Annotated in this window: 24 protein-coding genes; 8 read left to right on the forward strand and 16 right to left on the reverse strand. The window is 67.4% G+C overall.

Annotated elements, in window-relative coordinates; translation table 11 throughout:
* Positions 1 to 127: 127 nt before the first annotated feature.
* The 6 genes from NAM01S_RS29970 to NAM01S_RS29995 all read right to left on the reverse strand — a co-directional run bounded on the left by NAM01S_RS29970 (position 128) and on the right by NAM01S_RS29995 (position 6441).
* Positions 128 to 757 carry a class I SAM-dependent methyltransferase gene (locus NAM01S_RS29970; RefSeq protein WP_067791662.1) on the reverse strand — a complete coding sequence of 210 codons (630 nt, stop codon included), beginning with the start codon at positions 755 to 757 and terminating at the stop codon, positions 128 to 130.
* Between the two features lie 242 nt (positions 758 to 999).
* Positions 1000 to 2043, reverse strand: coding sequence for a ferredoxin--NADP reductase (locus NAM01S_RS29975; RefSeq protein WP_067791663.1), 1044 nt, complete (start codon positions 2041 to 2043; stop codon positions 1000 to 1002).
* Between the two features lie 8 nt (positions 2044 to 2051).
* On the reverse strand, positions 2052 to 2900 hold the full coding sequence (locus tag NAM01S_RS29980; RefSeq protein ID WP_067791665.1) for an SDR family NAD(P)-dependent oxidoreductase: 849 nt from the start codon (positions 2898 to 2900) through the stop codon (positions 2052 to 2054).
* 10 nt (positions 2901 to 2910) lie between these two features.
* Entirely contained in the window at positions 2911 to 4476 is a 1566-nt protein-coding gene (locus tag NAM01S_RS29985) for a flavin-containing monooxygenase (protein WP_067791667.1), read from the reverse strand.
* Positions 4477 to 4495: 19 nt separating this feature from the next.
* Positions 4496 to 5488 (reverse strand): AurF N-oxygenase family protein, encoded by a 993-nt coding sequence (locus NAM01S_RS29990; RefSeq protein ID WP_067791669.1) that lies wholly within the window; start codon positions 5486 to 5488, stop codon positions 4496 to 4498.
* Positions 5485 to 6441, reverse strand: a complete 957-nt coding sequence (locus NAM01S_RS29995; protein WP_084483423.1) for a diiron oxygenase — start codon at positions 6439 to 6441, stop codon at positions 5485 to 5487. Before NAM01S_RS29995 ends, NAM01S_RS29990 begins: the two co-directional genes overlap by 4 nt.
* A 135-nt stretch (positions 6442 to 6576) precedes the next feature.
* On the opposite strand from NAM01S_RS29995, the gene NAM01S_RS30000 reads away from it, so the two are divergent.
* Both NAM01S_RS30000 and NAM01S_RS30005 read left to right on the forward strand, forming a co-directional pair.
* A complete protein-coding gene (locus NAM01S_RS30000; RefSeq protein ID WP_067791674.1) occupies positions 6577 to 6903 on the forward strand; it encodes a DUF4873 domain-containing protein in 327 nt (108 codons plus the stop codon).
* 24 nt (positions 6904 to 6927) lie between these two features.
* Entirely contained in the window at positions 6928 to 7650 is a 723-nt protein-coding gene (locus NAM01S_RS30005; protein ID WP_067791676.1) for a TetR/AcrR family transcriptional regulator, read from the forward strand.
* Positions 7651 to 8029: 379 nt separating this feature from the next.
* On the opposite strand, the gene thiD is transcribed toward NAM01S_RS30005, so the two are convergent.
* Positions 8030 to 8872, reverse strand: a complete 843-nt coding sequence (gene thiD, locus NAM01S_RS30010) for a bifunctional hydroxymethylpyrimidine kinase/phosphomethylpyrimidine kinase (protein ID WP_067791678.1) — start codon at positions 8870 to 8872, stop codon at positions 8030 to 8032.
* A gap of 156 nt (positions 8873 to 9028) precedes the next feature.
* On the opposite strand from thiD, the gene NAM01S_RS30015 reads away from it, so the two are divergent.
* Complete coding sequence (locus NAM01S_RS30015; protein ID WP_067791680.1) at positions 9029 to 10177, forward strand: GTP-binding protein; 1149 nt, start codon at positions 9029 to 9031, stop codon at positions 10175 to 10177.
* 110 nt (positions 10178 to 10287) lie between these two features.
* Here NAM01S_RS30015 and NAM01S_RS30020 read toward each other — a convergent pair whose 3' ends face one another.
* Entirely contained in the window at positions 10288 to 11799 is a 1512-nt protein-coding gene (locus NAM01S_RS30020; RefSeq protein ID WP_157107972.1) for an ATP-binding protein, read from the reverse strand.
* A gap of 130 nt (positions 11800 to 11929) precedes the next feature.
* Here NAM01S_RS30020 and NAM01S_RS36840 point away from each other — a divergent pair, with 130 nt between their 5' ends.
* Positions 11930 to 12052 carry a hypothetical protein gene (locus tag NAM01S_RS36840; RefSeq protein WP_255284344.1) on the forward strand — a complete coding sequence of 41 codons (123 nt, stop codon included), beginning with the start codon at positions 11930 to 11932 and terminating at the stop codon, positions 12050 to 12052.
* Positions 12053 to 12168: 116 nt separating this feature from the next.
* Here the strand turns inward: NAM01S_RS36840 and NAM01S_RS30025 are convergent, their stop codons facing one another.
* Together NAM01S_RS30025 and NAM01S_RS30030 are read right to left on the reverse strand one after the other, a co-directional pair.
* The gene (locus tag NAM01S_RS30025) at positions 12169 to 12792 is read right to left on the reverse strand and encodes an NAD(P)-dependent oxidoreductase (RefSeq protein ID WP_067791709.1); all 624 of its coding nucleotides are present in this window, start codon (positions 12790 to 12792) and stop codon (positions 12169 to 12171) included.
* 169 nt (positions 12793 to 12961) lie between these two features.
* Positions 12962 to 14098, reverse strand: a complete 1137-nt coding sequence (locus NAM01S_RS30030; protein ID WP_218018481.1) for an epoxide hydrolase family protein — start codon at positions 14096 to 14098, stop codon at positions 12962 to 12964.
* A gap of 88 nt (positions 14099 to 14186) precedes the next feature.
* On the opposite strand from NAM01S_RS30030, the gene NAM01S_RS30035 reads away from it, so the two are divergent.
* Together NAM01S_RS30035 and NAM01S_RS30040 are read left to right on the forward strand one after the other, a co-directional pair.
* Positions 14187 to 14834: a TetR/AcrR family transcriptional regulator gene (locus NAM01S_RS30035; protein ID WP_067791682.1), complete on the forward strand. Its 648-nt coding sequence runs from the start codon at positions 14187 to 14189 to the stop codon at positions 14832 to 14834.
* 284 nt (positions 14835 to 15118) lie between these two features.
* A complete protein-coding gene (locus NAM01S_RS30040) occupies positions 15119 to 15526 on the forward strand; it encodes a VOC family protein (protein ID WP_067791713.1) in 408 nt (135 codons plus the stop codon).
* A 1-nt stretch (position 15527) separates the two neighbouring features.
* Here NAM01S_RS30040 and NAM01S_RS30045 read toward each other — a convergent pair whose 3' ends face one another.
* Both NAM01S_RS30045 and NAM01S_RS30050 read right to left on the reverse strand, forming a co-directional pair.
* Positions 15528 to 16322 carry a thioesterase family protein gene (locus NAM01S_RS30045; protein WP_067791684.1) on the reverse strand — a complete coding sequence of 265 codons (795 nt, stop codon included), beginning with the start codon at positions 16320 to 16322 and terminating at the stop codon, positions 15528 to 15530.
* A 110-nt stretch (positions 16323 to 16432) separates the two neighbouring features.
* On the reverse strand, positions 16433 to 17677 hold the full coding sequence (locus NAM01S_RS30050) for a KasA/KasB family beta-ketoacyl-ACP synthase (RefSeq protein ID WP_372511748.1): 1245 nt from the start codon (positions 17675 to 17677) through the stop codon (positions 16433 to 16435).
* A gap of 40 nt (positions 17678 to 17717) precedes the next feature.
* Here NAM01S_RS30050 and NAM01S_RS30055 point away from each other — a divergent pair, with 40 nt between their 5' ends.
* A complete protein-coding gene (locus NAM01S_RS30055; protein WP_067791688.1) occupies positions 17718 to 18272 on the forward strand; it encodes a TetR family transcriptional regulator in 555 nt (184 codons plus the stop codon).
* Positions 18273 to 18329: 57 nt separating this feature from the next.
* Here NAM01S_RS30055 and thiC read toward each other — a convergent pair whose 3' ends face one another.
* The 3 genes from thiC to NAM01S_RS30070 form a co-directional block, all read right to left on the reverse strand.
* On the reverse strand, positions 18330 to 19967 hold the full coding sequence (gene thiC / locus NAM01S_RS30060; protein ID WP_067791690.1) for a phosphomethylpyrimidine synthase ThiC: 1638 nt from the start codon (positions 19965 to 19967) through the stop codon (positions 18330 to 18332).
* 412 nt (positions 19968 to 20379) lie between these two features.
* Positions 20380 to 20853 carry a VOC family protein gene (locus NAM01S_RS30065; protein ID WP_067791715.1) on the reverse strand — a complete coding sequence of 158 codons (474 nt, stop codon included), beginning with the start codon at positions 20851 to 20853 and terminating at the stop codon, positions 20380 to 20382.
* A 121-nt stretch (positions 20854 to 20974) separates the two neighbouring features.
* Entirely contained in the window at positions 20975 to 22318 is a 1344-nt protein-coding gene (locus NAM01S_RS30070; protein ID WP_157107973.1) for a lipase family protein, read from the reverse strand.
* Positions 22319 to 22456: 138 nt separating this feature from the next.
* Between NAM01S_RS30070 and NAM01S_RS30075 the strand changes: the two genes are divergently transcribed.
* The gene (locus NAM01S_RS30075; protein WP_067791693.1) at positions 22457 to 23140 is read left to right on the forward strand and encodes a TetR/AcrR family transcriptional regulator; all 684 of its coding nucleotides are present in this window, start codon (positions 22457 to 22459) and stop codon (positions 23138 to 23140) included.
* A 40-nt stretch (positions 23141 to 23180) separates the two neighbouring features.
* Here NAM01S_RS30075 and NAM01S_RS30080 read toward each other — a convergent pair whose 3' ends face one another.
* Positions 23181 to 25469, reverse strand: coding sequence for an MMPL family transporter (locus tag NAM01S_RS30080; RefSeq protein WP_067791696.1), 2289 nt, complete (start codon positions 25467 to 25469; stop codon positions 23181 to 23183).
* Positions 25470 to 25684: the final 215 nt, after the last annotated feature.

The following is a 25684-nucleotide window of genomic DNA, read 5'->3' on the forward strand; positions in this document are numbered from 1 at the left end:
GCGCGGCGGCGTTTCAGCGATCAGCCGGTGGTGCGGTACGCGATCGACCGGGCGGTCCCACAGAGGTTTGGTACTCCTCACACAGGCGGTGCCTATGTGACGCGTACGAACGCTTTGTGGCAGCAGCTCAGCGCAGGCGGCGGATGCGGAGGACCGTGTCTTCCCTGCGGCCCTCCTGGCCCTCGGGGCCGATCCATTCGCGGTCGGCGAGATCCTGGGTTTCGACTCGCCATTCGTCGGGCGGCAGTGCGAGTGCGGCGAGAGTGCCTGGGATCGTGGGGAATTCGAAGAAGGGTGGCTCGATCATCCAGGTCGGCCACCCCGCGTGCGCCACGATCAGCAGCGTGCCGCCCGGGGCGACGGCATCGGCGGCGTGGCGCAGGATCTTGTCGCGTTCACCGTCCCCCGCGACCGGCGAGTGCAGGAACTGTGCCGAAACGAGGTCGTAGGAGCCCTCGGGGAAGGAGTGCGCGAGGTCGTGCCGCGCCCAGGTGATGCGATCGGCGACGCCCGCGGCCGCGGCGTGCTCGGCGCCGCGCGCCAACGCGATGGTCGACACGTCGACGGCGTGCACCCGCCAGCCGCGCTCGGCCAGCCAGAGCGCGTCCCCGCCCTCGCCGCAGCCGAGATCGAGCGCGGTGCCCGGCGCGAGATCGGCGACTTCGCGAACCAGCAACGCGTTCGGTTTGCCGGTCCAGGCCCGCTCGCGCTCGCGGTAGAAGTCTTCCCAGTACTCCTCAGCGGTGGTTTCGGTCATCGAACGCCTCTCCTGACCTGCGTATGCCTCGTGATGGTCGAGCGGGTAACCCGCACAAGGCATGGTGCGCCCAGTCCGCCGCCCCGCGCCAATTTCCTTGCCGTTCCGGCAAACGATCACTGGCAAGTGATCTTGTGCGGAGTCGGCCCACCATCAGGCCAAGCCATTTCCGTTGGCAGGCGCTCGTGCGGAGAACCACATGAGGAGCAGGTACACCCGCCCCCGCCGTTCCGGCAACGTGATTACTGATCGAAGTCGACGCGCACGTGGTCGGAGACGGGAACGGTTTGGCACGCGAGGGTCAGGCCGAGCGCGAGGTCGGCGTCGACCAGCGTCTCGTTGCGCAGCATCCGCACCTCGCCCGCCCGAACCGTGCAGGCGCACGCGCTGCACTCACCCGCCCGGCAGGAGAACGGCGCTTCGTAGCCGTTGGCGAGCAGCACGTCGAGCAGGGTGCGGGAACGCGGCCACGGCAACTCCAGAGTGCGTCCGTCGAGGGTGATCGTGGCGGTGGCCGCGCCGGATTCGGCGTCCGTGCCCGAGAGTTCTATGTCCGCGAACGGGTCACCGGTCAGCGATTGGAACTTCTCGTGGTGGATGTGCGACTCCGGCATGCCGATCGCCCGCAGTGCCGCGGTGCACGTCGCCATGAAAGCCGCTGGGCCGCAGACGAATGCGTCGTAGCGCGGGTACGGGATCAACAGCTCGCGCAGCGCGGGCACCGTCGGAAGGCCGCGCTCGTCCACCAGCCAGTGCACCACCGTGAACCGATCCGGGAACTCGACCGCCATCTCCTCGAGTTCCGCGCCGAAGATCACCGCGTCCGCGTCGTCGTTGGCGTAGACCAGCAGCACCGTGCCGGTACCAGCGATCAGCGCCGACTTGGCGATGGACATGATCGGCGTACTGCCGCTGCCCGCCGCGAGCAGGAGCAGGTCGGCGTCGAGCGACTTCGGCACGAACACACCGGACGGCGCGAGTACGCGCAGCCGCATGCCGATGGAAGCGTTGTCGCACAGCCAATTCGACGCGTATCCGCCGGGCATGCGCTTGACCGTCACGATGGCGTCGTCGTCCAAATATGGCGAGCTGGACAGCGAATAGCAGCGCGCGACCGACCCGGTGCGCTCGCTCGGTACCTCCAGCGTCAGGAATTGCCCTGGGTGGTAACGGAATCGGTGGACCAACGCGTCGGGAACCTCGAAGACCAGCGAGATCGCCGCGTCCGTCTCCTTGATCACCTCCACCACTTCCAGGGTGTGCACGTGGGAATCGGCCTGCTCCATCGCCCCTCCTACAGTTCGATGCCGAGACGGCCTGCTGCCCGCTTGCCCAGCCGGTACAGCGGAACGCCGAGATCCTCGTAGCGCGGCCCGAGCAGCCGTGGCACCAGGTCGAAGCCGCGCGCGTCCGGCCCGATCAGCACCCGCGCCTTGTTCTTGCGCACGCCGCGCAGGATGATCTTTGCCGCGGCTTCCGGGCTGGTCATCGTGATCAGCTCGAAGCCGCGCCGCACCGTTTCCCGATCGACCCCGTCCGGAATGCCGCGCGCGTTGACGGCGATGTCGGTCGATACGCCGCCGGGATGCACGCAGGTGACCCCGACCGGGTGCCCGGCGATGCGCATCTCCTGCCGCAGCGCCTCGGTGAAGCCGCGTACCGCGAATTTCGCGGCATTGTAGGCACTTTGGGATGGTATGCCCATCAAGCCGAACACCGAGGACACGTTGACGACGTGCCCGTCACCGGAGGCGATCAGGTCGGGCAGGAAGGCCTTGGTGCCGTGCGCGACGCCCCAGAAGTCGATGTTCATCAACCAGTCGAAATCGTCCCATTCCATGTCGATCACATCGGCGCTGAGCGCGACACCGGCATTGTTGATCACCAGGTCGACGCCGCTGAACTCGGCGCGCACGTCCTCGGCGTGCGCGTAGACGGCGGCCCGCTGCGCCACGTCCAGTTGGTACGGAACGGCGGTGGCGCCGAGCTTTTCGCACCGACCTGCGGTGTCGGCGACCGCGCCGGTGTCGATGTCGGACAGCGCCAGGCGGCTGCCGTGCCGCGCCAGCTCCAGCGCGAGCGCCCGGCCGATGCCGGAGCCCGCGCCCGTGATGACGGCGACCTTGTTGTCGAAGTGGTGCACGGGATCCCCCTCAGTTGCCTGCGAACGTGGTCGGAAAGCGCTGGGCGGGCCGGTTTTCCAGCACGACGGTCGGTCGGACCGGCACGCTCGGCGCCGGGCCGATGAACTCGTACTCGTCCGGTCGCAGCCGCCTCGTCTGCAACCAGTACTGCCAGGTGAAGCCGGACCACAGCGTCCGGTTGTTGCCGTGCTCGTCCAGGTACCAGCTGCGGCAGCCGCCGGTGTTCCACACCGAATGCGCCAGCCTGCGTTGGAGTTCAGCGTTGTACCGGTCCTGCGCCGCCCGTCGCGGGACAAGCGCTACCGCGCCGCGCGCCCGGACCTGCCGGATCGCGTCGAGCACGTAGTGGATCTGCGACTCGATCATGAAGATGATCGAGTTGTGGCCGAGCCCGGTGTTCGGACCGAGCAGGAAGAAGGCGTTGGGCATGTCGGCGACGGTGATGCCACGATGCGCCTGTACGCCCTCGATGGTCCATCGCGCGGCGAGGTCGACGCCGTCGCGTCCGGTGATCGACAAATTGGTGAACGAGTCGATGACGTGGAAGCCGGTGCCGTACAGGATCACATCGGCCGGATGCTCGACGCCGTCGGCGGTGACGATGCCCGCGGCGGTGAAGTGGTCGATGCGGTCGGTGACCAGGGTCGTCTTCGGGTCGGCCAGCGCCGGATAGTAGGTGTCCGAGCCGAGCAGGCGTTTGCAGCCCGCCCGATAGTCCGGCGTCACGGCGGCGCGCAGCGCGGGATCGTCGATCTGGCGCGCGATGTGCCGTCGACCGACCCATTCCACCGCTTTCAACAGGTCGGGTCTGCGTGTCATCCCGTAGGCGGCGACCTCCGCGCCCCAATAGATGCCGTTGCGCAGCGCGAAGCGCAGTCCGGGCACCCGCCGCAGCGCGGTGCGGAAACGCTCGGAGAAGACCACGTCGGCGCGCGGGAGCACCCACGGCGCGGTGCGCTGGAACACCGTCAGCGCGCCAACTTCGTCGATGATCTCCGGCACGAATTGGATCGCGCTGGCGCCGGTGCCGATCACCGCGACCTTCTTGCCGCGCAGCTCGACATCGTGGTCCCACTGAGCGGAATGGAAAGCAGTGCCGCCGAATTCGGTGCGGCCGGGGAATTCCGGAATGCTCGGGACATGCAGCGCCCCGATGGCCGAGACGATGAACCGCGCGATGTACTCCCGCCCGTCGGCGCTGAACGCGTGCCAGCGACGCTCGTCCTCGTCCCAGTAGCCGCGAACCATGTGCTGGCCGAACCGAATACGCTCGCGTAGCCGGTACTTGGCGACGACTTCCTTCAGGTAGCCGAAGATCTCCGGCTGCCCGGAGAACAGCCGCCGCCAATTCGACCGCGGCTCGAAGGAATACGAGTACAGGTGCGTCGGCACATCGCAGGCGCAGCCCGGATAGGTGTTGTCACGCCAGGTGCCGCCGATCTCGTCGGCCTTCTCCACGATCAAGTAGTCGCCGAGACCCGCCTTGTCCAGCGCGATTCCCATGCCGAGGCCGGAGAACCCGCTGCCGATGATCAGCACCCCGGTGTGCACCGGGGCCGAGGATTGCGCTGCCATCGCGTCACTTCCGATCGGATCACGCCGCCGCGCGGCGCTCGAGTTCGTCGAGGATGTCCTGCGGCACGCTGCGCGAGAGGCGGTACAGCCGCCGCGTCACGGCGCCGTCGAGCATGCCCACTTCGTGCGCGAAGCGGAGCAGCGGTTCGCCTGCGAAGGTCGCGTTCACCTGGAAGTTCGGCGAGGTGAAGGCCGCGAAGAACCCGACGAGCGGATCGATGCCCACCGAGCGGTACACGCGCGGATTGATCAACACCGGGTACACGCCGAGCACCATCACCGCGAACACCAGCCGGTGGAAGGCGTTGGACACCTTGCCGCGCTCCTCGATGGCGCGCACCAATTCCTCACGGGCGTAGGTGATGTGGCGCGCCTCCTCCAGCACGTGGATCTTCATCAGTTGGCGCACATGGGGTTGCAGGTCCGGATCGTTCATCGCCTCGCGCTGTAGCCGGTCCAAGATCTCCTCGATCAGCAGGGTGCCCGCGTAGGCCGAGGGGCCGAGCGGGATGAACGTGGCGAGGCGGGTGAGCTTGCGCGCGGTCTTCGGCAGCAGGTACGGCCGCAGTCCGGTGAGATTCACCAGGCGACTGAACATGGTGGAATGCCGTGTCTCCTCGCCGATTTCGGCAAGGGCGTAGCGAGTGTGGTCGTCCACCAGTCGCTCGCTCTCCAGCACGGTGCGCAAGAGCATCGTGCTCAGCCCGGCCTCCGCGAAGATGCCGAAGCTGAGCACACTCACCAGCTCGTGCAGGCCGAGCTCGGTGCGCTGCTCGGGGGTGAGCCGCTCCCACAGCGCGGTGCCGTACAGCGATTGCCGGTGTTCGGGTATCCAGTGTTTGCCGGGCTCGATCGGTGCGTCCCAATCGATGTCGAGCTCACCGTCGTAGGCGCGTTCGGCGGAGGACCGCAGCAGCCGCTGAGCGGTCTTCTGTCGATCGCCGACCGTCTTGCGGCGCACCGTCGATGCGCCCGCGGTGGTGACGACGGGTCCGGTGGTCTCGGTGGTCATCGCACCGCTCTCCTGTTCCTGATCGAGCGAACGCCCGGTGTGCCGTGCGTTTCGCGGAGGAAGTCGCGCACGGTCGCGGTCGCGGCGCGTGCGTTGCGTCGGTAGGCGCCGGTGGTCAGCGCGGCCGCCGCGCCCGCGATGGGGTGAATTCCGATGGCTCGGTACACGGCCGGATGCACGAGCGCCGCGTAAGCGACGGCGGCCACGGCACTCAACGCCCACCGGTGCAGTGCGGCGCGGATCGCGCCGCGAGAGTCGATGGCGCGCAACAACTCCGCGCGCGTCGCCTCGACGTGCCGCGCGCTGGAGGCGGCGTGCAGCAAGGCCAGCTGACGCAGGTGCGGTTGGATGTGCGGATCGGTGGTCAGCTCGCGCAACAGCTGCGCCGCCATCTCCTCGATGAGCAGGCGGAAGCCGAGTGCGGTTGGCCCGTCGGGGATCCAGAGGGTGAGCTTGGTCAGCGCGCGCAGCGGCGCGGGCAGCCGATACGGCGGCAGGCCGGTGGCGTTGATCAGTCTGCTGTACATGGTGGAGTTGCGGCTCTCGTCGTGAATCGCCGCCAGGGTGAACCTGGTGTGATCGTCGACGGGGTCGCGGCTTTCGATGACGTCGCGGAACATCAGCATGGACAGCATCGATTGCGCGTAGATGCCCACGCTGAGCATGCTGACCAGTTCGTGCTTGCCGAGTTCGCGTCGCTGCTCGGGACTCAGCCGTTCCCACAGCCTGCTGCCGTACAGCGAAACACGCTCGGGCGGTAGCCAATTCAGCGCCGGGTCAGGCGGCGCGTCCCAGTCGATGTCGAGATCGGGATCGTAGGCCGCCTCGGCGACGCCGGCGAACAGCAGCCGTCGGGCGGTGCTCTGCCGGTCGCCGATGTGGCGACGACGGCGCACGGCCGCGCCGGACGGCGTGGTGGCAGGCCGAAAGCCATGGTTGTGGCTGGACGTCATTGTCCCCACCAGCTCTCTGTGTGAATGCGGAACTTCTAGTACCCAATACCGTCGGTTCCGTGTACATTCACGAGTGTGTCCCACGTCTCACTCGATGTCAACGGTCGAGGTGAGGCGGGGTTTCGAGGAGTCGAGATGAACAGCGACAGTCCGCACGCGCGGTCCGATTACCTGGGCGCGGCAACCCTCGTCGTGCACGGCCGCGAGATTCCGGTGCAGGTCGAGTTGCGCGGCTATCGGGAGCCGATCGATGGCGTCTACCGGTGGTTCGGCCGGATCCGTCCGAACGACGAGCTCGCGGCCGCGCTCGGTGACGAGCCGCGCACCAAGGTCACCATTCGCACCGAGCACGGCGCCCGCGAGGGCTACGTCGGCGACCCCGATCCGTGGCGGCGGTTCCGGATAACCGGCAAGAGCACGCCACCGTTTCCGGTGCCGACCGAGTTGACCGAGGTGGAGTGAAGAATTGGTACGGTCGGATTCGTGATGCACAGCCGCCGGGAAGTCGACCAGGCGCGGCCCAAGCGGGTCGACGCCCGGACCGAGCGGTGGCGCGCGCACCGGGTGAAGGTGCGCGACGAGTTCGTCGACGCCGCGTTCCGCGCGCTGGACAAGTTCGGTCCGGAAGTCAGCATGGGCGATATCGCCAAGGAGGCAGGCGCCGCGAAGCCGAAGCTGTACCGGCACTTCGAGGACAAGACCGACCTCTACAACGCGATCGTCGACCGGGTGCGCGACATGCTGTGGGAACGCATCATCTCCAGCATCGATCTGAGCAACGACTCGGCGCGCGAACTGGTTCGGCGCGGCGCCGCGGAATACGCGCTGGTGGTCACCGAGCACCCGAACGTCTTCCGTTTCATGCTGCACAGCCACTTCACCCAGCAGGCCGACGAGTCCGAGCGGGCGCTGCAATCGGCTCGGCAGTCGGCGCGGCGGGCCGCCGAGATGTTCGCCGGGCTTGTCGAGGACGAGTCGATCGATGTGGCCAGCATCGAGCTCGTCAACTATTCGATATTCGGCGCGGTCGCCTCGGCCACCGACTGGTGGCTCGGCGCGAATCGGCTCCAGGGCAATGCGATGCCGATCGAGAAGTTCGTGGCCTATATCGCCGAGATCGTCTCGGCGCTCGCCGAGGCGAATGCTCGCCTCAACGGCATCGTCATCAACGCCGATCTACCCCTGCACTCTGCTTTTTCGACGATCTGAGCCTCTTCGACGATCTGAGACTTTCGACAACCCGAGCGCCTTTCGGCCACTTGGCTGTGCATCGACCAACTGCGCCTTTCGGCCTACTGGGCGTCTCGGCCCCGGCGGTGCCGCCCGAGGGCGGCACGGGGGCGTAAGCCAGCGCTGGACGTGATCCGTCGTCAGCCGCGCATGGCCAGAGCGAAGGCGGAAGTCCGCATGACACGCGCTGCCGGACGAAGTACGTCTAGCCGCGCACGGCTGGTGCGGAGGTACGCCTTGTCGCGTCCACTGCGAACGCCGTTGTTCTCAGCCGAGCCGCGCCGTTGAGGCCGGCCGTGTTCGCGACATCCCCAGTATGGACCTGCCCACCGACAAGTTTCGGCGCCCGGCTCGGTGGTCAGGAGTGCAGCCGCCACAGCGGGGAGACCGGGCCGTGGCCTGCGCCGAGATCATAGGAGGCGGCCAGGCAGCGGCGGGTCCATTCCTTGGCGAACTCGACTGCCTCTGGCACCGGATATCCGTGCGCGAGGGCGCACGCGATGGCCGCGGCGAGGGTGTCTCCGCCGCCGTGGTCGTTGCCGGTGGTGATGCGCGGCGCGGGGAACTCGTAGAAGTTCTCGCCGTCGAAGAGGAGGTCCGTGCTCAGCTCGGAGGAGCGCATATGTCCGCCCTTCACGATCGCCCAGCGCGGGCCGAGTGCGTGCAGGGCCTCGGCGGCGCGTCGCGCCTCGGCATGGTCGGTGACCGTGATCCCGGTGATCAGCCTGACCTCGTCGAGGTTGGGTGTCACGATCGTCGCCAGCGGAATCAGCGTGTGGCGCACCGCGTCCAGCGCCTCGGCGTGCAGCAGCGGGTCGCCGTGCATGGAGGCGGCCACGGGGTCGACGACCAGCGGAATCTCGCCGTCACGCCCGATGCCCACTTCCCGGCAGACCTCGGCGACCGCCTCGATGATGGCCGTCGAGGCGAGCATGCCGGTCTTGGCCGCGCCGACGCCGATGTCGCCGACCACCGACCGCACCTGATCGGCGACGATCTGCGGCGGAATCTCGTGGAAGCCGCTCACGCCCAACGAGTTCTGCACCGTCACCGCCGCCACCGCGACGCACGCGTGCACGCCGCACATCGCCATGGTGCGCGAGTCGGCCTGGATTCCGGCGCCGCCGCCGGAGTCGGTGCCTGCGATGGTGAGGACGCGTACCGGGGTCTGTCCGTCGGCGGGAAGGGGGAGCAGTTTCACAGGCCGACCATAACCGGCGCGGTCGGAAGCTAGTTGGTCGACAGGTGAGCGTGAGTCTCCGTGATTGGTGTCGCCGGGCTGCCGTACATGTGCGGAGTGTCGGGTCGGCCGAGGCCCGCCGTGCGTCATGTAAATGAAAACCATTACCATTAACTCGTGACCACTTCTCCGCGCTCCGACCTGCTGCCCGTCACCGTGCTGTCCGGCTTCCTCGGGGCGGGCAAGACCACGCTGCTCAACCACATCCTGGCCAACCGTGAGGGCCGCCGGGTCGCGGTCATCGTCAACGACATGAGCGAGGTGAACATCGACGCCGCGCTCGTCGCGGGCCAAGGGCACCTGGACCGCACCGAAGAGAAACTGGTCGAACTCACCAACGGCTGCATCTGCTGCACGCTGCGCGAGGACCTCATCGAGGCGGTCGGCAGGCTGGCTCGCGAGGGGCGCTTCGACCAGCTGGTCATCGAGTCGACCGGCATCTCGGAGCCGATGCCGGTCGCGGCGACCTTCGACTGGGAGTTCGAGGACGGCTTCAAGCTCGGCGACATCGCCCGACTGGACACCATGGTGACGGTGGTGGACGCCTCCACCTTCCTCGGCGAGGTGGTGCGCGGCCAGGCGTTGGCGGAACGGAAATTGGAGGCAGGCGAGGGTGACGAGCGCACCATCGCCGATCTGCTTGTCGACCAAGTGGAATTCGCCGACGTGCTGCTGATCAACAAGACCGATCTGGTGAGCGCGAATGCCGCGGGGACGGTGGAAGCCACGGTGCGGCGGCTCAATCCGCGTGCGCGGGTGTTGCGCACCTCGCACGGGGTGGTGGAGCTCGACGAGGTGCTCGATACCGGTCGCTACGACCCTGTGGTGGCATCGGGCGCCGAGGGGTGGGCCGAAGAGCTTGCGGGCGGCCATGTTCCGGAGGCCGAAGAGTACGGCATTCGCAGCATCACCTACACCGCCGAGCGGCCGTTCCACCCGGCGCGCCTGGCGGAGGCGCTGGAACAACTGCGAGGTATGTTGCGCAGTAAAGGATTCTGCTGGATCGCCAGCCGCGCGAATCTGGTGGCGATCTGGTCGCAGGCCGGTCCGAACCTGACCTTCGAACCCGCGGCGTGGTGGTCCTCGCTGGAAGTGCCTGCCGGGCAGGAGATCGTCTTCATCGGTATACGGCTCGAAGGCGATCGGGTGCGCGCGCTACTCGACAGCGCGCTGCTCACCGACGCCGAATATGCCGCAGGACCGGATGTTTGGGCCCAGTTCGACGACCCCTTTCCAGTTTGGGGAGAGCTGCGTGAGCACGCCTGAGCGGTGGTGCGAGTCCGGCCTCGACCCACGTGCGATGGATGGGGCGTGGGTCGAGGCCGGGGGTCTCGGGCATGCGGGGATGCGTCCGGCCGTCGCCGAACTCGGCACAATCAGTCCTGTTGTCTGTCTGGAAGTTGGTAGACGGTTGCCCGCCCCGGTCCTCCGATTCGTTCGATATCACCCGCCGCCCGCAGCGCTGTCAGCGCCTTTCGAATTCCCGAGGTGGACAACCCCAATGCCGCCCGAAGATCGGACATGGTTCGCGGTCCGCGCTCGAGGAGTTCCAGAATTTGCTGCTGCGTCCGCGAACGCAGTCGGATGGACTCGGGGCGGACGAGTCCAGGGCCAGAAGACCAGTTCTCCCGCAGTGCTTCTCGCAATGCGGCCTGCTGAGGACGTTGCGGCTTCGACTTCAGTACCGCGGTGAACCTGATGCCACCATCGGCATAGCAAGCGGGTGGTAGACCAGCTTCTTCGAGCGACTGGGCAATGGTGGGAATGCCGGTGGCGAGCGCTTCGATCACGCGTCCGCCGGAGTCGGGTGCTCGCAGGTACTGGCAGATATTGACGAGCCACATATTGCGGGCGGAGGTCACGACGTCCTTCCCCAGGCGATCCAGGGTTATGCCGTGCAGCCCACCGGGATTGGTGACAACCAGTCGGTCGCGACGAAGACGCACCTCAACGGCCGTGCCGGACGACCAGTGATCGAGGTCGCGATGAAGCAGGGCGTTGGCAATCAGTTCCCGGAAGGCGACGAGCGGATACGCGGGGACGTCTATCACGGTGCCGTCCCGTCGGGTCACGACCGCGGTATCGAATGTCTGCTCGGCCCATTCCATCGCGGCGTCCAGCATGCGGGGGATCGGGCCGGTGATCGTAACTTGGTTGCGGACACGCGACCCGGCCGGATCGGTCGCAGTGGCCTCTGCGGCGGCTTGGATGACAAAACGGGGAAGCCACTGCTGCGGATGGGTTCCCAGTGACAGCAAACCCGCCACGGTCGGCGTCCCATCGCTCGTGATCGCGCCCGCGCGTTTCAGCAGTTCGTCGCCGACGAATCGGCCGAGGCCGCGCCGGTCCCTCGATCGGACGTTGCGAGTGAAGTCTTCGATCAGTTCGTCGTCCAGATCCGACCGCGCCGCGCCCTCCACGGGTCGCCGGTCGAACAAGGAAGGCTGTCGGAGTGCCAGGAATGCTTGTTCCTCCACTGCCGACATCTGGAAGTCGCCGTCGTACCCGCGCAGGTACGCGTATCCGGTCGCTTGGACCCGGCACGGTTTCGCCGACGGCGAGCACTCGTGGACCTGGGCTACGATCACCGGCGAGTGGTCCACCTGCGCGTCTTCGATGGTGAGTTGCACCGGCGGGGTCAACGATCGGGCTTTTTTCGCAAGGCCTTGCTTCAACTCTTGATAGTTCGGGAGTTGGACGGGGCTGAAGTTGTTCTGCTCCTCGAGTCCCAAAATGACCGTGCCGCCGCCGGGGTGATTGGCCAGCGCGGACAGGGTGGTAGTGAGGGATTGTGGTAGGCCCCCGGCGCAGGACTTGACCTCGACGTCGGTGCAGTCGCCGCCCGTCGAGCGGAGGGTCTCGATCAAGTTCGCCAGGTCGATCTGCATGTCGAAATGTTACCCAAAGGGCACCTCGTGGGTACCATTTGCGGAACATTTCCTGCGCTGAGGTGTCATTGCTACTCGTGGTGAGTTCGGTTTCGTCCAGCTGCGCGACCCCGGCTGAACAGGGTGCGGGATGTGGCTCGGTGCACTCGACAGCGCGCTGCTCACCGACGCCGAATATGCCGCAGGACCGGATGTTTGGGCCCAGTTCGACGACCCCTTTCCAGTTTGGGGAGAGCTGCGTGAGCACGCCTGAGCGGTGGTGCGAGTCCGGCCTCGACCCACGTGCGATGGATGGGGCGTGGGTCGAGGCCGGGGGTCTCGGGCATGCGGGGATGCGTCCGGCCGTCGGTGCGGTCGTCGCCGAAGGCATCAGTGCGAGATCCCCGGCGCCCGGTGCAGGTAGGTCGAGTCGGTCAGCTGCTCCAGCAGGAACTCGGCGATGTCCGCCCGCGCGATCTTCAAGGTGAGTCCGCGCGCGGATCCGGGGAATGCCCGCCGGTAGCTGCCGGTCCGCGGCCCGTCGGTGAAGGCGCTGGGGCGCACGATGGTCCAGTCCAAACCGCTGGACCGCACGTACGCCTCCTGCTGGACGTGGTCGTTGTAGGCGCGGCGCAGCAGCATGCCGAAGAGCACGTGCTTCCACAGGAAGTTGAGGTTGTCGCGGCTGTCGCCGACGCCGAGCGTGCTCTGGCAGATCAGCCGCTGCACGCCGGTGCGGTGCATCGCGTCCACGACCGCCTTGGTTCCGCCGAAGCGGACCTTGCCCTTGCGGCCGTCGCCGAGCGCGATCACTACCGCGTCCTGGCCGACGACCGCCTTCTCGGCCTGGTGCGTGTCGAAGACGTCGCCCTCCACCACACGCAGCCGCTCGTGCCGCTGGGTGACGCCCGCGGCGTTGCGGGTGAACGCGGTGACCTCGTGGCCCTGCTCGAGCGCCTGCTCGACGACCAGTCGGCCGACGCTGCCGGTGGCTCCGAAGACTGCGATTTTCATGGTGTTCTCCTTGCGATGAAAGCTGGTGTGCCGTTGGTGAATCCAGTACATCAACGCAAAGCGAGACGAACCATGGCCGTGACTCTCGCTGACATAAGCGAACGTCCACAGGAAGACGTCGCGGTCCACCCCTGTCGGTGCGGGGCGGACCGCGACGCCTCGCTTCGGATCAGGCGAGTCCGCCGAAGAATCGACGGATATCGCCGACCAGCACCTCGGGTGCCTCATGGGCGGCGTAGTGACCCGCCGCGTCGTTGGCTCCGTCCGAGTCGGTCGCGGTGTCGTAGGAGTTCCAGCTGACGATGTTCTTGTGGTCGCGCTCGGCGAACCGGCGGATCGACTGGAAGTCGCCCTTGAACATGGCCAGTGCGGTCGGCGCCGTGGTCGGCTCCTTGGGGTGCTCTGCTGTGTGGGCGTCCTCGTAGTAGAACCGCAGCGACGAGCCCGCTGTGCCGGTCAGCCAGTAGATCGCCACGTTGCCGACGACGAATTCCGCGTCCAGTGATTCGCCGAACAGTTGCGCGTTCCAGCCGAGGAGACCGACTGGGGAGTCGGCGAGCGCGAACGCCAGCGTCTGCGGCTGCTGGCTGTGCAACGCGTTGAAGGCCATCTTGTTCTCGTGGAACCACTGCAGGTGCTGAAGCGCGGCCATGTCCTGCTCGGACAGTCCGTCGAACTCCGCGGGATCGCCGGACGGGAACGAATACAGCTGCGTGACGTGCACGCCGATGACCTGCTCCGGCGCGAGCCGCCCGATTTCGGGCGAGACGAATGAGCCACCGTCGTTGCCGATGGCGCCGAAGCGCTCGTAGCCGAGCAGGCTCATCAGCTCGACCCAGGCTTTCGCCGTGCGGTAGCGGTTCCAGCCGGTGCTGCGGGTGGGGCCGGAGAACCCGAAGCCGGGCAATGAAGGGATCACCACGTGGAAGGCGGGCGCATCGGTCGACTCCGGCTCGGTGAGCAGCTCGATCACATCCAGGTATTCGAGGATCGAGCCGGGCCAGCCGTGGGTGAGGATCACCGGGGTCGCGTCCGGCCGCGACGACTCGATGTGCAGGAAGTGGATGTCCTCGCCGTCGATGTCGGCGGTGAACTGGGGATACGAGTTGAGCTTCGCCTCCAGCGCTCGCCAGTCGAACGTTTCGAGCCAGTACTGCGCGAGTGTGCGCACTCGAGCGTTGGGCACGCCGTAGGCGTCGCCCACGCCGGCCAGCTCGTTCGGCCACAGTGTCCGGCGCAGTCGTTCGGCCAGATCGTCGAGCTGGGCCTGAGGGATGTCGATCCGGAAGGGCTTGATGGTGGCCACGGCAATCTCCTTTTTGAAACGGAATGCTTCGTTCTGTTCAAGACCGTAGCAGAACGGATCATTCCGTTTCAAGTGCTACCCTGAACTCATGCCGAAGACATCCGAAGTCCCAGCTCGCAAGGGTCTGCCCGGCCGCAAGGCGCAGGCCGCCCGCAACGACGGGCTGATCCTGGAGGCGGCGCGGGCCGTGTTCCTCGCCGATGCCAACGCGCCGATCGCCGCTGTCGCCGAACGCGCGGGCGTCGGTATCAGCGCGCTCTATCGCCGCTACCCGAGCAAGGAGGTGCTGCTGCGCACTCTCTGCCACGAGGGACTGCGCCGCTACAACGCGGAAGCCGATGCGGCACTGGAGGATTCGGATGGTTGGCGCGGACTGGTCGGCTTCTTGGAGCGCGTGGTCGACGCCGACGTCCACTCGCTCACCGTCCACCTGGCGGGCACCTTCACCCCCGACGAGGCGATGCTGCCCGACGTCGTGCACGCGGGCGAGGTCAACGAAGAACTCATCCGTCGCGCCCACGCTTCCGGACGGCTGCGAGCGGAGGTGAATCCGCTGGATCTCGGCCTGATCCTGGAGGCATGCGCCGCCATCACCATGCCGGACCCGGAACGCACCGCCCAGCTCCGCCGCCGCACCCTCGCCCTGCTCATCGACGGCCTCGCCGCCGACGGCGAACTCCCCGGTCCACCACCGCAGCCCGGTGAATTCGCCTGGCGCTGGCAGCCGCGGGTTTGATGCGGGCCAAGCGGGGTGCTGTCCGCCGCGTGGCGCGCTGACCAGCACGCCTGTGCCGGACGGTCCAATGGACGCGTTCCGCTGCCCGTGCCCGATCGAGACCGCGCGGGCCTGAATATGGAGAGCTTCCGACGTACCGCCACGGATCGAGTCGCCGTCGTAACCCTCGCGGGTGCCGTGCTACCCGATGCGCGGTTCGTCACCGAGCGAAATCGCGAATGGGCGCGAAGTCCGCCTATGGGCTGGTAGGAACGAAGAAACCGTGCGACGCGAAGGGGATCGGGATGAATTGGACGCTCGAAGTCGTCGTGGTCCCGGTGTCGGATATCGACCGCGCCAAAGCGTTCTACTCGGAGCAACTGGGTTTCGCGGTCGACCACGACACCGTGATCGGCGACGACATCCGCATCGTGCAGCTGACCCCGCCGGGTTCCGGCTGCTCGATCGTGATCGGCAAGGGCGCGGTGCCGTCGATGACGCCCGGTTCGCTGCAAGGCTTGCAGCTGGTGGTTCCCGATCTGCACAAGGCGCGGGCCGAATTGGTCGAGCGGGGTGTGGAAGTCGGCGACATTCAGATCCTCGGCGAAAGCCCGACGAAGATGCCCGACCCCCTCGACAACGTCGGCTTCCTCTTCTTCTCGGACCCCGACGGCAACGGCTGGGCGATCCAGCAGATCTCCACCCGGGCGTAGCTCAGCGCACGCCGAGGTAGAGGGTTTGGGTGCTGCGGCCGAGGGGGCCTTTCTCGTCGAAGAGGGCCGATTCGGCGAGGCCGATGCCGTGCGGCTGCGGGTAGGTGACCGCGTCGAGGCAGACCCATTCGCCCACCGGCTGGCGGTGCAGGGTGACGGTGAGGTCGGTGTTGATGAAGAGGTAGCGGTTCCAGTCGAGGACCGCGCTCACGCCGTTGCCGGAGTCGGCGGCGGCAAGGGTGCGCTCCAGCGGGCTCGGTGTGGTGCCCGCGACGATCGGATACTTCAGCCGAATCCAGCAGATCGCCGGGCCGGGCTCACCGAAAGCCCCTGTGACGAAACGGTATTCGATCGCGGTGTGGAAGCCGACCTCTTGTGCCGTCGGGAACGGCGTCGGTGCGGGCGCGTGGTCGGGACCGGGACGCGCGCCCACCGGATGGAACTCCTCGGGCAGCGCGAGCTCGGGCTCGGCAAGCTTGAACCGCCAGGCATTGGCCTTCATGACCGGACCGCGCTCGGTCGAGAGCGTCGCCTCCAGCAACTCGACGCTGCGCCCGGGCCGCGTCACCCGCGCCTCGGCGAACAGCGGCTGCAACGGCACGGGCCCGAGAATCTCCACCGCGACCCGCCCGACCTGAAACCCCTCGCGCGGCTCGCACCGCTCGATGACGTGCCCGAGCAACGCCGACGGCGGCCCCGCGTGCTGAGCGTCCGGCGACCACGGCCCGCGCGTGAGCTCGGTGGAGATGAACCGCTTCGGGTCGTCCGGATCCGGGAGGTAGAAGGCATCACTCACGTCATCGTCCGTCCCTCGGACCGGCCCCGCTGCCGGTCGTCGAATAGTTCGTCCGGTTAACGATTCTGCCACGCGCGGGTGGAGGTGATCGCCGGGCTGTGGTGGGTGGTTCACGCACGCCCGAAGGCGAGGGCCACGTTGTGTCCCCCGAAACCGAAGGAGTTGTTGACGGCGTAGTCGATCCGTTGCCTGCGGGGTGTGCCCGCGACGATGTCGAGGTCGATGTCGGGGGACTGGTTGTCGAGGTTGAGGGTGGGTGGGACGGTCTGGTCGCGGAGGGTCAGCACCGTGAGGATGGATTCGAGCGCGCCGACCGCGCCGATGGAATGGCCGAGCGCGGATTTCGGGGCGTAGACCGAGGCGTGCGGCGTGACCGCCGCGATGGCGTTCGCCTCGGAGGCGTCGCCGATGGGCGTCGAGGTGGCGTGCGCGTTGACGTGGGCGATGTCCGAAGCTCCGAGGCCCGCGGTCTCGATGGCCTTGCGCATGGCGCGCGCCGCACCGATGCCTTCCGGGTCGGAGGCGACGATGTGGAAGGCGTCGGAGGTGATGCCCGCGCCGAGTACGCGGGCGTGGATCGCGGCGCCGCGCGCCCTGGCGTGACGCTCGGATTCGAGCACCATGAGCGCGCCCGCCTCGCCGAAGACGAAGCCGTCGCGGTCCCGGTCGAAGGGGCGCGAGGCGCGTTCGGGTTCCTCGTTGCGGGTGCTCATCGCGCGCATCATGGCGAAGCCCGCGATCGGCACGGCGTGGATGTGGCCCTCGACGCCACCCGTCACCACCACGTCGGCCTCACCGGAGCGAATCAGCCGCCAAGCGTGTGCGATCGCCTCGGAACCCGAGGAGCACGCCGAGACGGGCGCGAAAACCCCTGCCTTGGCACCAATTTCGAGACCGACCGTCGCTGCGGGCCCGTTCGGCATCACCATCGGCACCGCCATCGGCGACACCCTCCGATAGCCGCCCGCGCGCATGGCATCGACCGCGTCGATCAGCGCGTCGCCGCCACCGAGTCCGGTGCCGATGGCCACCGCCAGCCGCTCGCCCTCGACCTCCGGCGCGCCCGCCGCTTGCCACACCCGCCTGCCGAGGACCAGCGCCAGCTGTTCGACGTAGGAGTGTCTGCGCTGTTCGATCCGGGTCAGTTGCGCGGCGGGATGCGTCTTCAGCTTGCCGCCGATGCGGACCGGCAGGTCGTATTCGGCGACGAAGTCCTCATCGAGTACGCCGATGCCCGTCTCGCCTCGTACCAGCTTCGACCAGGTCGTTTCCATGTCGTCGGCGAGCGAAGTGGTGGCCGCGTAGGCGGTGACGACGACGGAGTCCGCAGTTTCTGAAGCGAGTGTTACAGTCACGGTCACCATGAATACCTGTAGCACTCGGTACAGTCAACCCATGGCCCGCCCACTCGACCACGCCAAACGCGCCGAACTCCTCGACGGCGTCGTCGACTACATCGCCGCGCACGGCCTCGCCGAACTGTCCCTTCGCCCACTCGCCGCGGAACTCGGCACCAGCTCGCGCATGCTCATCTACTACTTCGACACCAAGGAGGAGTTGCTGGTCCAAGCCCTCGCCACCCAGCGCCCGGATATCAGGGGGCTCTTCGCCGACATCGCCGACGCCGCCGCCCTCCGCGCTCGGCTGGGGGAGTTCTGGTGCGCCAACACCACCGGTGCGGGGGCGACCAGTGTGAAGGTGATGCTGCAAGTGCTCGGCGCGGCTTGCGCGTCCGACGGGCCGTATGCCGCGTATGCCGTCGACGCCATCGGCACTTTCGTCGCCGCGCTCGCGGACGGTTTGCGCCGATTCGGCGTGGAGGACGCGGAAGCTGTTGCGACAGTGCTTGTTTCGGGGCTGCGAGGGATACTTCAGGATCGCATGATCACCGGTGACGTCGCGCGGACCGACAGGGCGGCTCGGCGGCTCATCGACAGCACTGTTCGTTAGGTTCGAACGCAAAGCGGCCACCCTCTCCGAAGAGAGGATGGCCGCCCGCGACAACTGCTACGAAACCACCGGCAGGTAAACCTTTTTCCCCGCTCCGGCGAACTCAGCGGACTTCTCCGCCATGCCCGCCTCGATGGCCTCCACGTCGGTCAGGTTGTTCTTCTCCGCGTACTCCCGCACATCGGCGGAAATCCGCATCGAGCAGAACTTCGGGCCGCACATCGAACAGAAGTGCGCGGTCTTCGCCGGTTCCGCGGGCAGCGTCTCGTCGTGGTACTCGCGCGCCGTGTCGGGATCGAGCGAGAGCGCGAACTGGTCCCGCCAGCGGAATTCGAAACGCGCCTTGGACAATTCGTCGTCGCGCTGCTGGGCGTGCGGGTGGCCCTTGGCCAGGTCGGCGGCGTGGGCGGCGATCTTGTAGGTGATCACGCCGACCTTGACGTCGTCGCGGTTGGGCAGGCCGAGGTGCTCCTTCGGCGTGACGTAGCAGAGCATGGCGGTGCCCGCCTGGGCGATGATCGCGGCGCCGATGGCCGAGGTGATGTGGTCGTAGGCGGGTGCGATGTCGGTGGCCAGCGGGCCGAGGGTGTAGAACGGCGCCTCCTCGCACAGTTCTTCCTCGAGCCGCACGTTCTCCACGATCTTGTGCATCGGCACGTGGCCGGGGCCTTCGATCATCACCTGCACGCCATGGGATTTCGCGATCTTCGTCAGCTCGCCGAGGGTGCGCAGCTCGGCGAACTGCGCCTCGTCGTTGGCATCCGCGATGGAGCCGGGGCGCAGGCCGTCGCCGAGGGAGAAGGTGACGTCGTACTTCGCCAGGATCTCGCAGAGCTCCTCGAAGTGGGTGTACAGGAACGATTCCTGGTGGTGCGCAAGACACCACGCGGCCATGATGGAGCCGCCGCGCGAGACGATGCCGGTGACCCGCTTGGCCGTCAGCGGGATGTAGCGCAGCAGCACGCCCGCGTGCACGGTCATATAGTCCACGCCCTGCTCGCACTGCTCGATGACGGTGTCGCGGTAGATCTCCCAGGTCAGCTGGGTCGGATCGCCGTTCACCTTCTCCAGCGCCTGGTAGATCGGCACGGTGCCGACCGGGACGGGCGAGTTGCGCATGATCCACTCGCGGGTCTCGTGGATGTTCTTGCCGGTGGACAGGTCCATGATGGTGTCCGCGCCCCAGCGGGTGGCCCACACCATCTTCTCCACCTCCTCCGCGATCGAGGAGGACACCGCCGAGTTGCCGATATTGGCGTTGATCTTCACCAGGAACTTCTTGCCGATGATCGTCGGCTCCAGCTCCGGGTGCTTGTGGTTGGCCGGGATCACCGCGCGCCCGGCCGCGACCTCGTCGCGCACCAGCTCGGGCTCGACGCCCTCGCGCGCCGCGATGAACCGCATCTCCGGCGTGATGATGCCCTGCCGCGCCCAGGCAAGCTGGGTCGGCGGGCCGTCCACCTGCGGCTTGGCCCAGGTGTCGCGCAGCTTCGGCAGCCCGGCCTCGAGGTCGATGGTCGCGTTGTCGTCGGTGTACGGGCCCGAGGTGTCGTAGACGTCGAACGTGTCGCCGTTGGTGAGATTGATACGTCGCACCGGAATGCGCAGCTCGTCGACTTCCTTGTAGGCCTTGACGCTGCCCTCGATGGGGCCGGTGGTCACGGTGTCGACGGCGGCGCCGTTGGCGGTGGCCATGGTTCTCCTCCCTACGCCGGCATTACCCGGTCAGGTTCATACGGTCGACGGCCCTTACCGCCCTCTCGGGCTAGCCGTCCTCTCAGCCCGCTGGTGCGAGCCCCCGTTGGCGATGTGAATTTTCCCGCCCGACCATACCTGCCCGCTCCGCGGACACGCCCGGCGATGACCCGAACCCGCGCGTGATCGGGCAGGCCGCGCCCGCACAGAGGCCGGCTTTGGTGGCGACGGTCGAGGAGCGCAAACGATCGACTGGCCGGCCTGTTCGCGGCGGCTCGGCCGGACTAGCCCCGCACGCGCGGGGAGCCACCAGAGGTGTCGGAGACGTCAAAGGTCTCGCCCGGGTGTGTGGGGTTCATCCCCGCGGCGCAGGGAACAGCGGCAGTCGAGGTGATCGTACGTGGCGTTCGACTCAGACCGCTTCGTAGGCGTCCCGCATGGCCTGCACGTCGATCTTCTTCATGCCGAGCATGGCCTTGGTCGCGCGGGTGACGGCGGCGGGATCGCCTTTGAGCAGCTCGTTGGCCTGCACCGGCCAGATCTGCCATGGGATGCCGTACTTGTCGTTGAGCCAGCCGCACTCGATCTCCTGGCCGCCGTCGGCGAGCAGCGCCAGCCACAGGCGGTCGACCTCCTCCTGGCTCTCGCAGTTGACCAGCAGCGACATGGCGTGCGTGTAGTGGTACTCGCCGCCGCCGTTGATCGCGGTGAACTTCTGACCGTTCAGTTCGAAGTCGACGACCATGACGAGCCCGGCCTCGCGCGGCCCCGCCTCGTTGTAGTACTGGATGTCGGTGATCTTGGAGTCCGGGAAGAGCGAACAGTAGAAGTTCGCGGCCTCCTCGGCCTGGGTGTCGTACCAGAGGTTCGTGACGATCTTCTGCATGGCCATCTCCTGACGTGGGGTAGGTCCTCGCGTGTGCAGACTTCCCAACCCCGCCGAATTCATCGCACCCCTGGCGGAAAATGTGCCGCCCCGACCGGCCCGGCGCCGGTCGGGGCGGTGATCAGCGTTCGCGGGGGCCGATCGGGAACCCGAGCGCGCCGAAGGTGGCGTTGAGGTTGATCTCGATCTGGCTGAGCAGCGCGTTGACGTCGGCGAGCATGGAGACGACGTTCTCGGTCCGGCAGCCGACCTGTTCCGGCGCGTTCGGCGCGAGTCTGCCCTTCAGCCAGTTGAAGGTGTCGGCCATGCCGAGGGAGGGCAGTGTCAGGTGCTCGCTCAGGTGGTCGCGTTTGTAGACGACCGACGCACCTGACGCGCAATACCGTCGCGCCAGAGCGTCGTTCGTCCACACGGGCACCGCCTCGTCGAAGACGCCTTGATACAGGTGGATCGGCATCGTCGGTGTGTTGCCGCCGAGCACCGTGGCGTCGAACACTTCCCGAATCTCCGGAAGGGCAAGATACTCGGCGATCGGAATCGTCAGCAGCCGTTGGTAATCCACGAACATCTGGGTGAGCGCGTTGCGGGGGAGGCACTGCGTGTTGGTGCGGTCCATCAGTGCCCGGCCCTCCGGCGTGAGGTGCCGGTAGGTGACCTCCTTGAACGCCGGATACGCGTTGGACAGGGAAGCGATGCCGATCCCGATCAGACTGGAGAACATGGAACCGTTGACGTGCAGCAACGATTCGACATCCGAGACCGGCGCGCCCATCGCGGCGCCCTTGACGTTCAGCTCCGGCGCGTAGCTCGGCTGCATCTCGGCCGCCCAGCCGGTGGCCATGCCGCCGCCGGAGTAACCCCACAGCGCCACAGGGGTATTCGCGTCCAGACCCATCGGCTCGAAACGTTGCGCCGCCCTGATTCCGTCCAGGGTCATGTACCCCGGCTCCTTGGCAACCGCGAGATGACCTCGCGGACCCTCGTAGTCCGGGATCGACACCGCCCAACCCTGGCTGATCAGGGCGGCCAGCGCGATCAGCTCGCTGTTGGAGTGGATGCCCTCGACGCCGGGCAGCCCCGCGCCCTGCCGGAGCACGTACGACGGCGCGCAGGACGGGCTGGCGCTGTCGTAATAGAACTGGAGCGAGACCAGCGGGCGGGGACGATTCGGGTCGGCGCCCGCGGGAAGGATCACGGTCGTGACCGCGACCGCGGGCTCGTCGAACAGGTCGGTCGTGCGGTACAGCAACTGCCAGGACCGCACGTTCAGCGGCAGCAGGGTGAGCACCGCGAGCCGCACCTCGCGCGAGCGCAGGATGGTCCCCGGCTCGGCGCTCGCGAAGTCGGCGGGCGGCTCGTAGAACGAATCATGTTGCGGTAGCGGCATCGCCGATGCCGGGCTCGCCACCAGTCCGCTCGCCAGAACGGTCGCCGCGACGATCATCGCCGCCACGACTGCGCGCACGAACGCTGGGCTTCTTCCGGCCGGATCGCCTTTGATCACTGACACCTCGGTCCCTTCCTCATCGGTGCAGCGATTACAGCACGAGTTCGTGTTACCAACAAGAATCCTTTCTGAAACGAGTACCGCTATCGTCGTGACATGACCCGCAGCAAATCCGCCGCGCGGCTGGCCCCGGCTCCGGCTCGGCGCCGGATCCGCGGCCTCGACGCCGAGCAGCGCAGCGCGCAGCGACGCAGTCAACTGCTGGACGCCGCCACCGAACTGTTTGCCGAACAGAGCTTTTCGGGGACGTCGATCGAGCAGATCTGCCAGCGCGCCTACGTCGGGACGAAGGGGTTCTACGACCACTTCGACAGCAAGGAGGCGTGCTACATCGCGCTGCTCGAGCAGATCACGGCGCAGATCCAGCAACGCGTGGCCGAGGTGGCGACGGAAGTATCCGGACGGGACTGGGGGCAGCGCGCGGCCGCGGTCATCGACGCGTTCGTGCACGCCATCGCCGACGACCCGCGCCTGGCGAAGGTCACTTTCGGTGAGGCGGGCGGTATTTCGCCAGCGGTGGAGAAGCAGCGTCGCGGCAACCGGCGCTGGGCGGCGGCGTTCCTGGACAGCCAGTGGTCATCGGGTCCCGCGCCGGACGAGCGCGCGCAACGCAGGCGGCTGGCATTGGCGCTCGCGACCATCGGCGGCATGTTCGAGCTGGTCGCGGACTGGTTGCACCATCACGACGACGGGGGTGCGCGTGATGATGTGCAGACGTTGATCGATGATCTGGTCGAGTTCGTCGGAGTGGTCTACGCCGGTCGGGAAACGCTCTCGTAATCGTCTGTGGTGCAACGCTATTCGTTCCCGAATGGCAGTGCTATTCGCGGACCGAGTTCGCGACCTTGTCGACGCGCACACGTGATGCGGCGGCGTCCGTCATGGCCGGCGGTGTTGGACCGTCCGTTTCCTCGGCCAGACCGAACCTGCGGTGCAGCGCGGCAAGGGGTTTGGGCGCCCACCAATTGGCGGTGCCCATCACGCGCATCAGCGCGGGCGCCAGAAGAGCGCGGATCACGGTCGCATCGCTGAGCACCGCGAGTGCGCACCCGATGCCGAACAGCTTCATGGCGGCGACGCCGGAGCTGGCCAGCGCGAGGAAGACGATGCTCATCAACAGCGCCGCGGCGGTGAAGATCCGGCCCGTTCTGGCGACGCCCATGGCGACGGCGTGGGTGTTGCCCGCCGCCGTCTTCTCGCCCGCCAGCCACTCCTCCCTGATTCGGGAGAGCAGGAAGACCTCGTAGTCCATCGAGGCGCCGAACGCGAGGCTGAACATGAGGATCGGCATCGCGAGGTCGAGTTTCCCGGTCGGCGTGAAGCCGAGCAGCCCGGACAGGTGCCCGTCCTGGAAGATCCACACCATCGCGCCGAACGTCGCGGCCAGCGAAAGAATGTTCAGCAGAAGCGCTTTCACCGGAAGAAGCAGACTGCCGGTGAACAAGAACAGCAGGATCAATGTGGTCACGGCGATGAGCGCGGCGGCGAGCGGCAGCCGATCCGCTATCGCCGAGACCGAGTCCTGGTTCAGCGCGGCGGCTCCGCCGAACAGCACGTCGCCGGGCGCGGGAATCGCCCTGATCTCGGCGAGCTGATCCTTGCCCGCCGACGAATAAGGATCCAGGCGCGTGCCGATCGAGAGGAAAGCGCCCGCCGGACCGGACATCTCCGGCGGGGCGGCGGCAGCGCGCAGACCGTTGACGTAGACGCCGTCGCTGGACAGCACCGCGGGCACGTCGGCCACCTTCGACAGCGCGGCCGCGTACGCGCCGATCTCGCCTTGGCCACCGCGAAAGTCGGGTAGCACGGCGTAGGCGCTCGCGCCGAGGTCGGCGGAGAAGTCGCTGCGCAGGGTGTCGCCGACCTGACGGCTCGGCGCGGACTGCGTCAGCGCGCGATCGTCGGGATAGCCGAAATGCGCGGACAGGAAGGGCGATCCGAGCAAGAGCAGCGCGATCGTCGTGACCACCGCGACCGGCGCGGCGCGCTTCATCACGCCGACGACCCAGCGATACCAGAGGCTCCGTTCCGGTTCGGGCTCGGCGGGTGCGGGCCGACCGAGCATGCGGCGCAGCGGAACCCGCAGATCCAGCGCATTCACCCGATCACCGACCAGCACCAGAATCGCGGGCAGCACGATGACCGCGGCGCCTGCGGCAGCGGCGACCACCGCCATGCCCGCATAGGCGAACGACTTGAAGAAGTACTGCGGGAACACGGCGAGCGCGGCCAGCGAGAGCGCGACCACCAGCGCCGAATACACCACGGTCCGTCCGGCGGTCTGGATCGAGCGCACCACGGCCGCTTGGGAATCCAGACCGTTGGCCAGTTCCTCCCGATACCGGCTGACGATGAACAGGCTGTAGTCGATGGCCAGCGCGAGACCGAGTGCGGTGGTCATGTTCAGCGCGTACATCGAGACGTCGGTGACCGCCGTCAGCGCCCGCAGAATGCCGAGCGCGGCGGCGATGGCGAACAGGCCGATCGCGATCGGCAGCGCGGCTGCGACGACACTGCCGAACACCAGGATCAGCAAGAGTCCGGTCAACGGCACCGCGATGGCCTCCGCGACGATCAGGTCCTCGCTGATCTGGGAGTTCATGTCCGCGAAAACGGCGGCCAGCCCGCCGGCGCGGACAGTGACGCCATCGCCGCTGGTCTGCACCGTCTCGCTGATCTTCGCGGCGCGCTCGCTCAGCTCACCGTCGTCGCCCTCGATGCTGGCCACGACGATCCCGCTGCGACCGTCCTTGCCGCGCAGCGCCTGCGCCAGGTCGGGCCGCGCCGACCAGTACGACTGAACCCCGCTGACCTCGGGATACGTGCGTAGCTGATCGGTGACCCGTTGCGCGGCGGCTTTCGCCGCAGCACTGTCCACACCGTCCTCGGCCCGGATGAGCAGCACATAGTTCGGATCCCCACCGGTGAAGTGGTCCGCGATGAACTCACTGGCCCGCACCGACTCCAAGTCCTCGGTGACGAACCCACCGGACTTCATGTGCGCCTGCGCCGTCGACCCGAACAGGCCACACAGCACCATGAACAGGAGCGCGACGCCGAGAACAACACGAGGGCGCACGGCGGCGAACCGTGCGAGGGTGGTCAGCATTGACGCGGGCTCCCGTCCGATGGGGTGATCCCCCGAACGGTAAACCGGCCGGTCACCCGAACTGAATCGGCTGAGACGGTGATGCTGACCACGTATGTGCGGGAAAGTGTGCGGCGTCACTATCGAACAGATGCCGCTATCACCACCCACAGACCAGTCCCGAGTATCCGACACCGGGCCAAAATCGACGGTAGTCAAATGGTTGCTATTCGATC

The sequence above is a fragment of the Nocardia amikacinitolerans NBRC 108937 genome (assembly GCF_001612615.1).
GTDB classification, from domain to species: domain Bacteria; phylum Actinomycetota; class Actinomycetes; order Mycobacteriales; family Mycobacteriaceae; genus Nocardia; species Nocardia amikacinitolerans.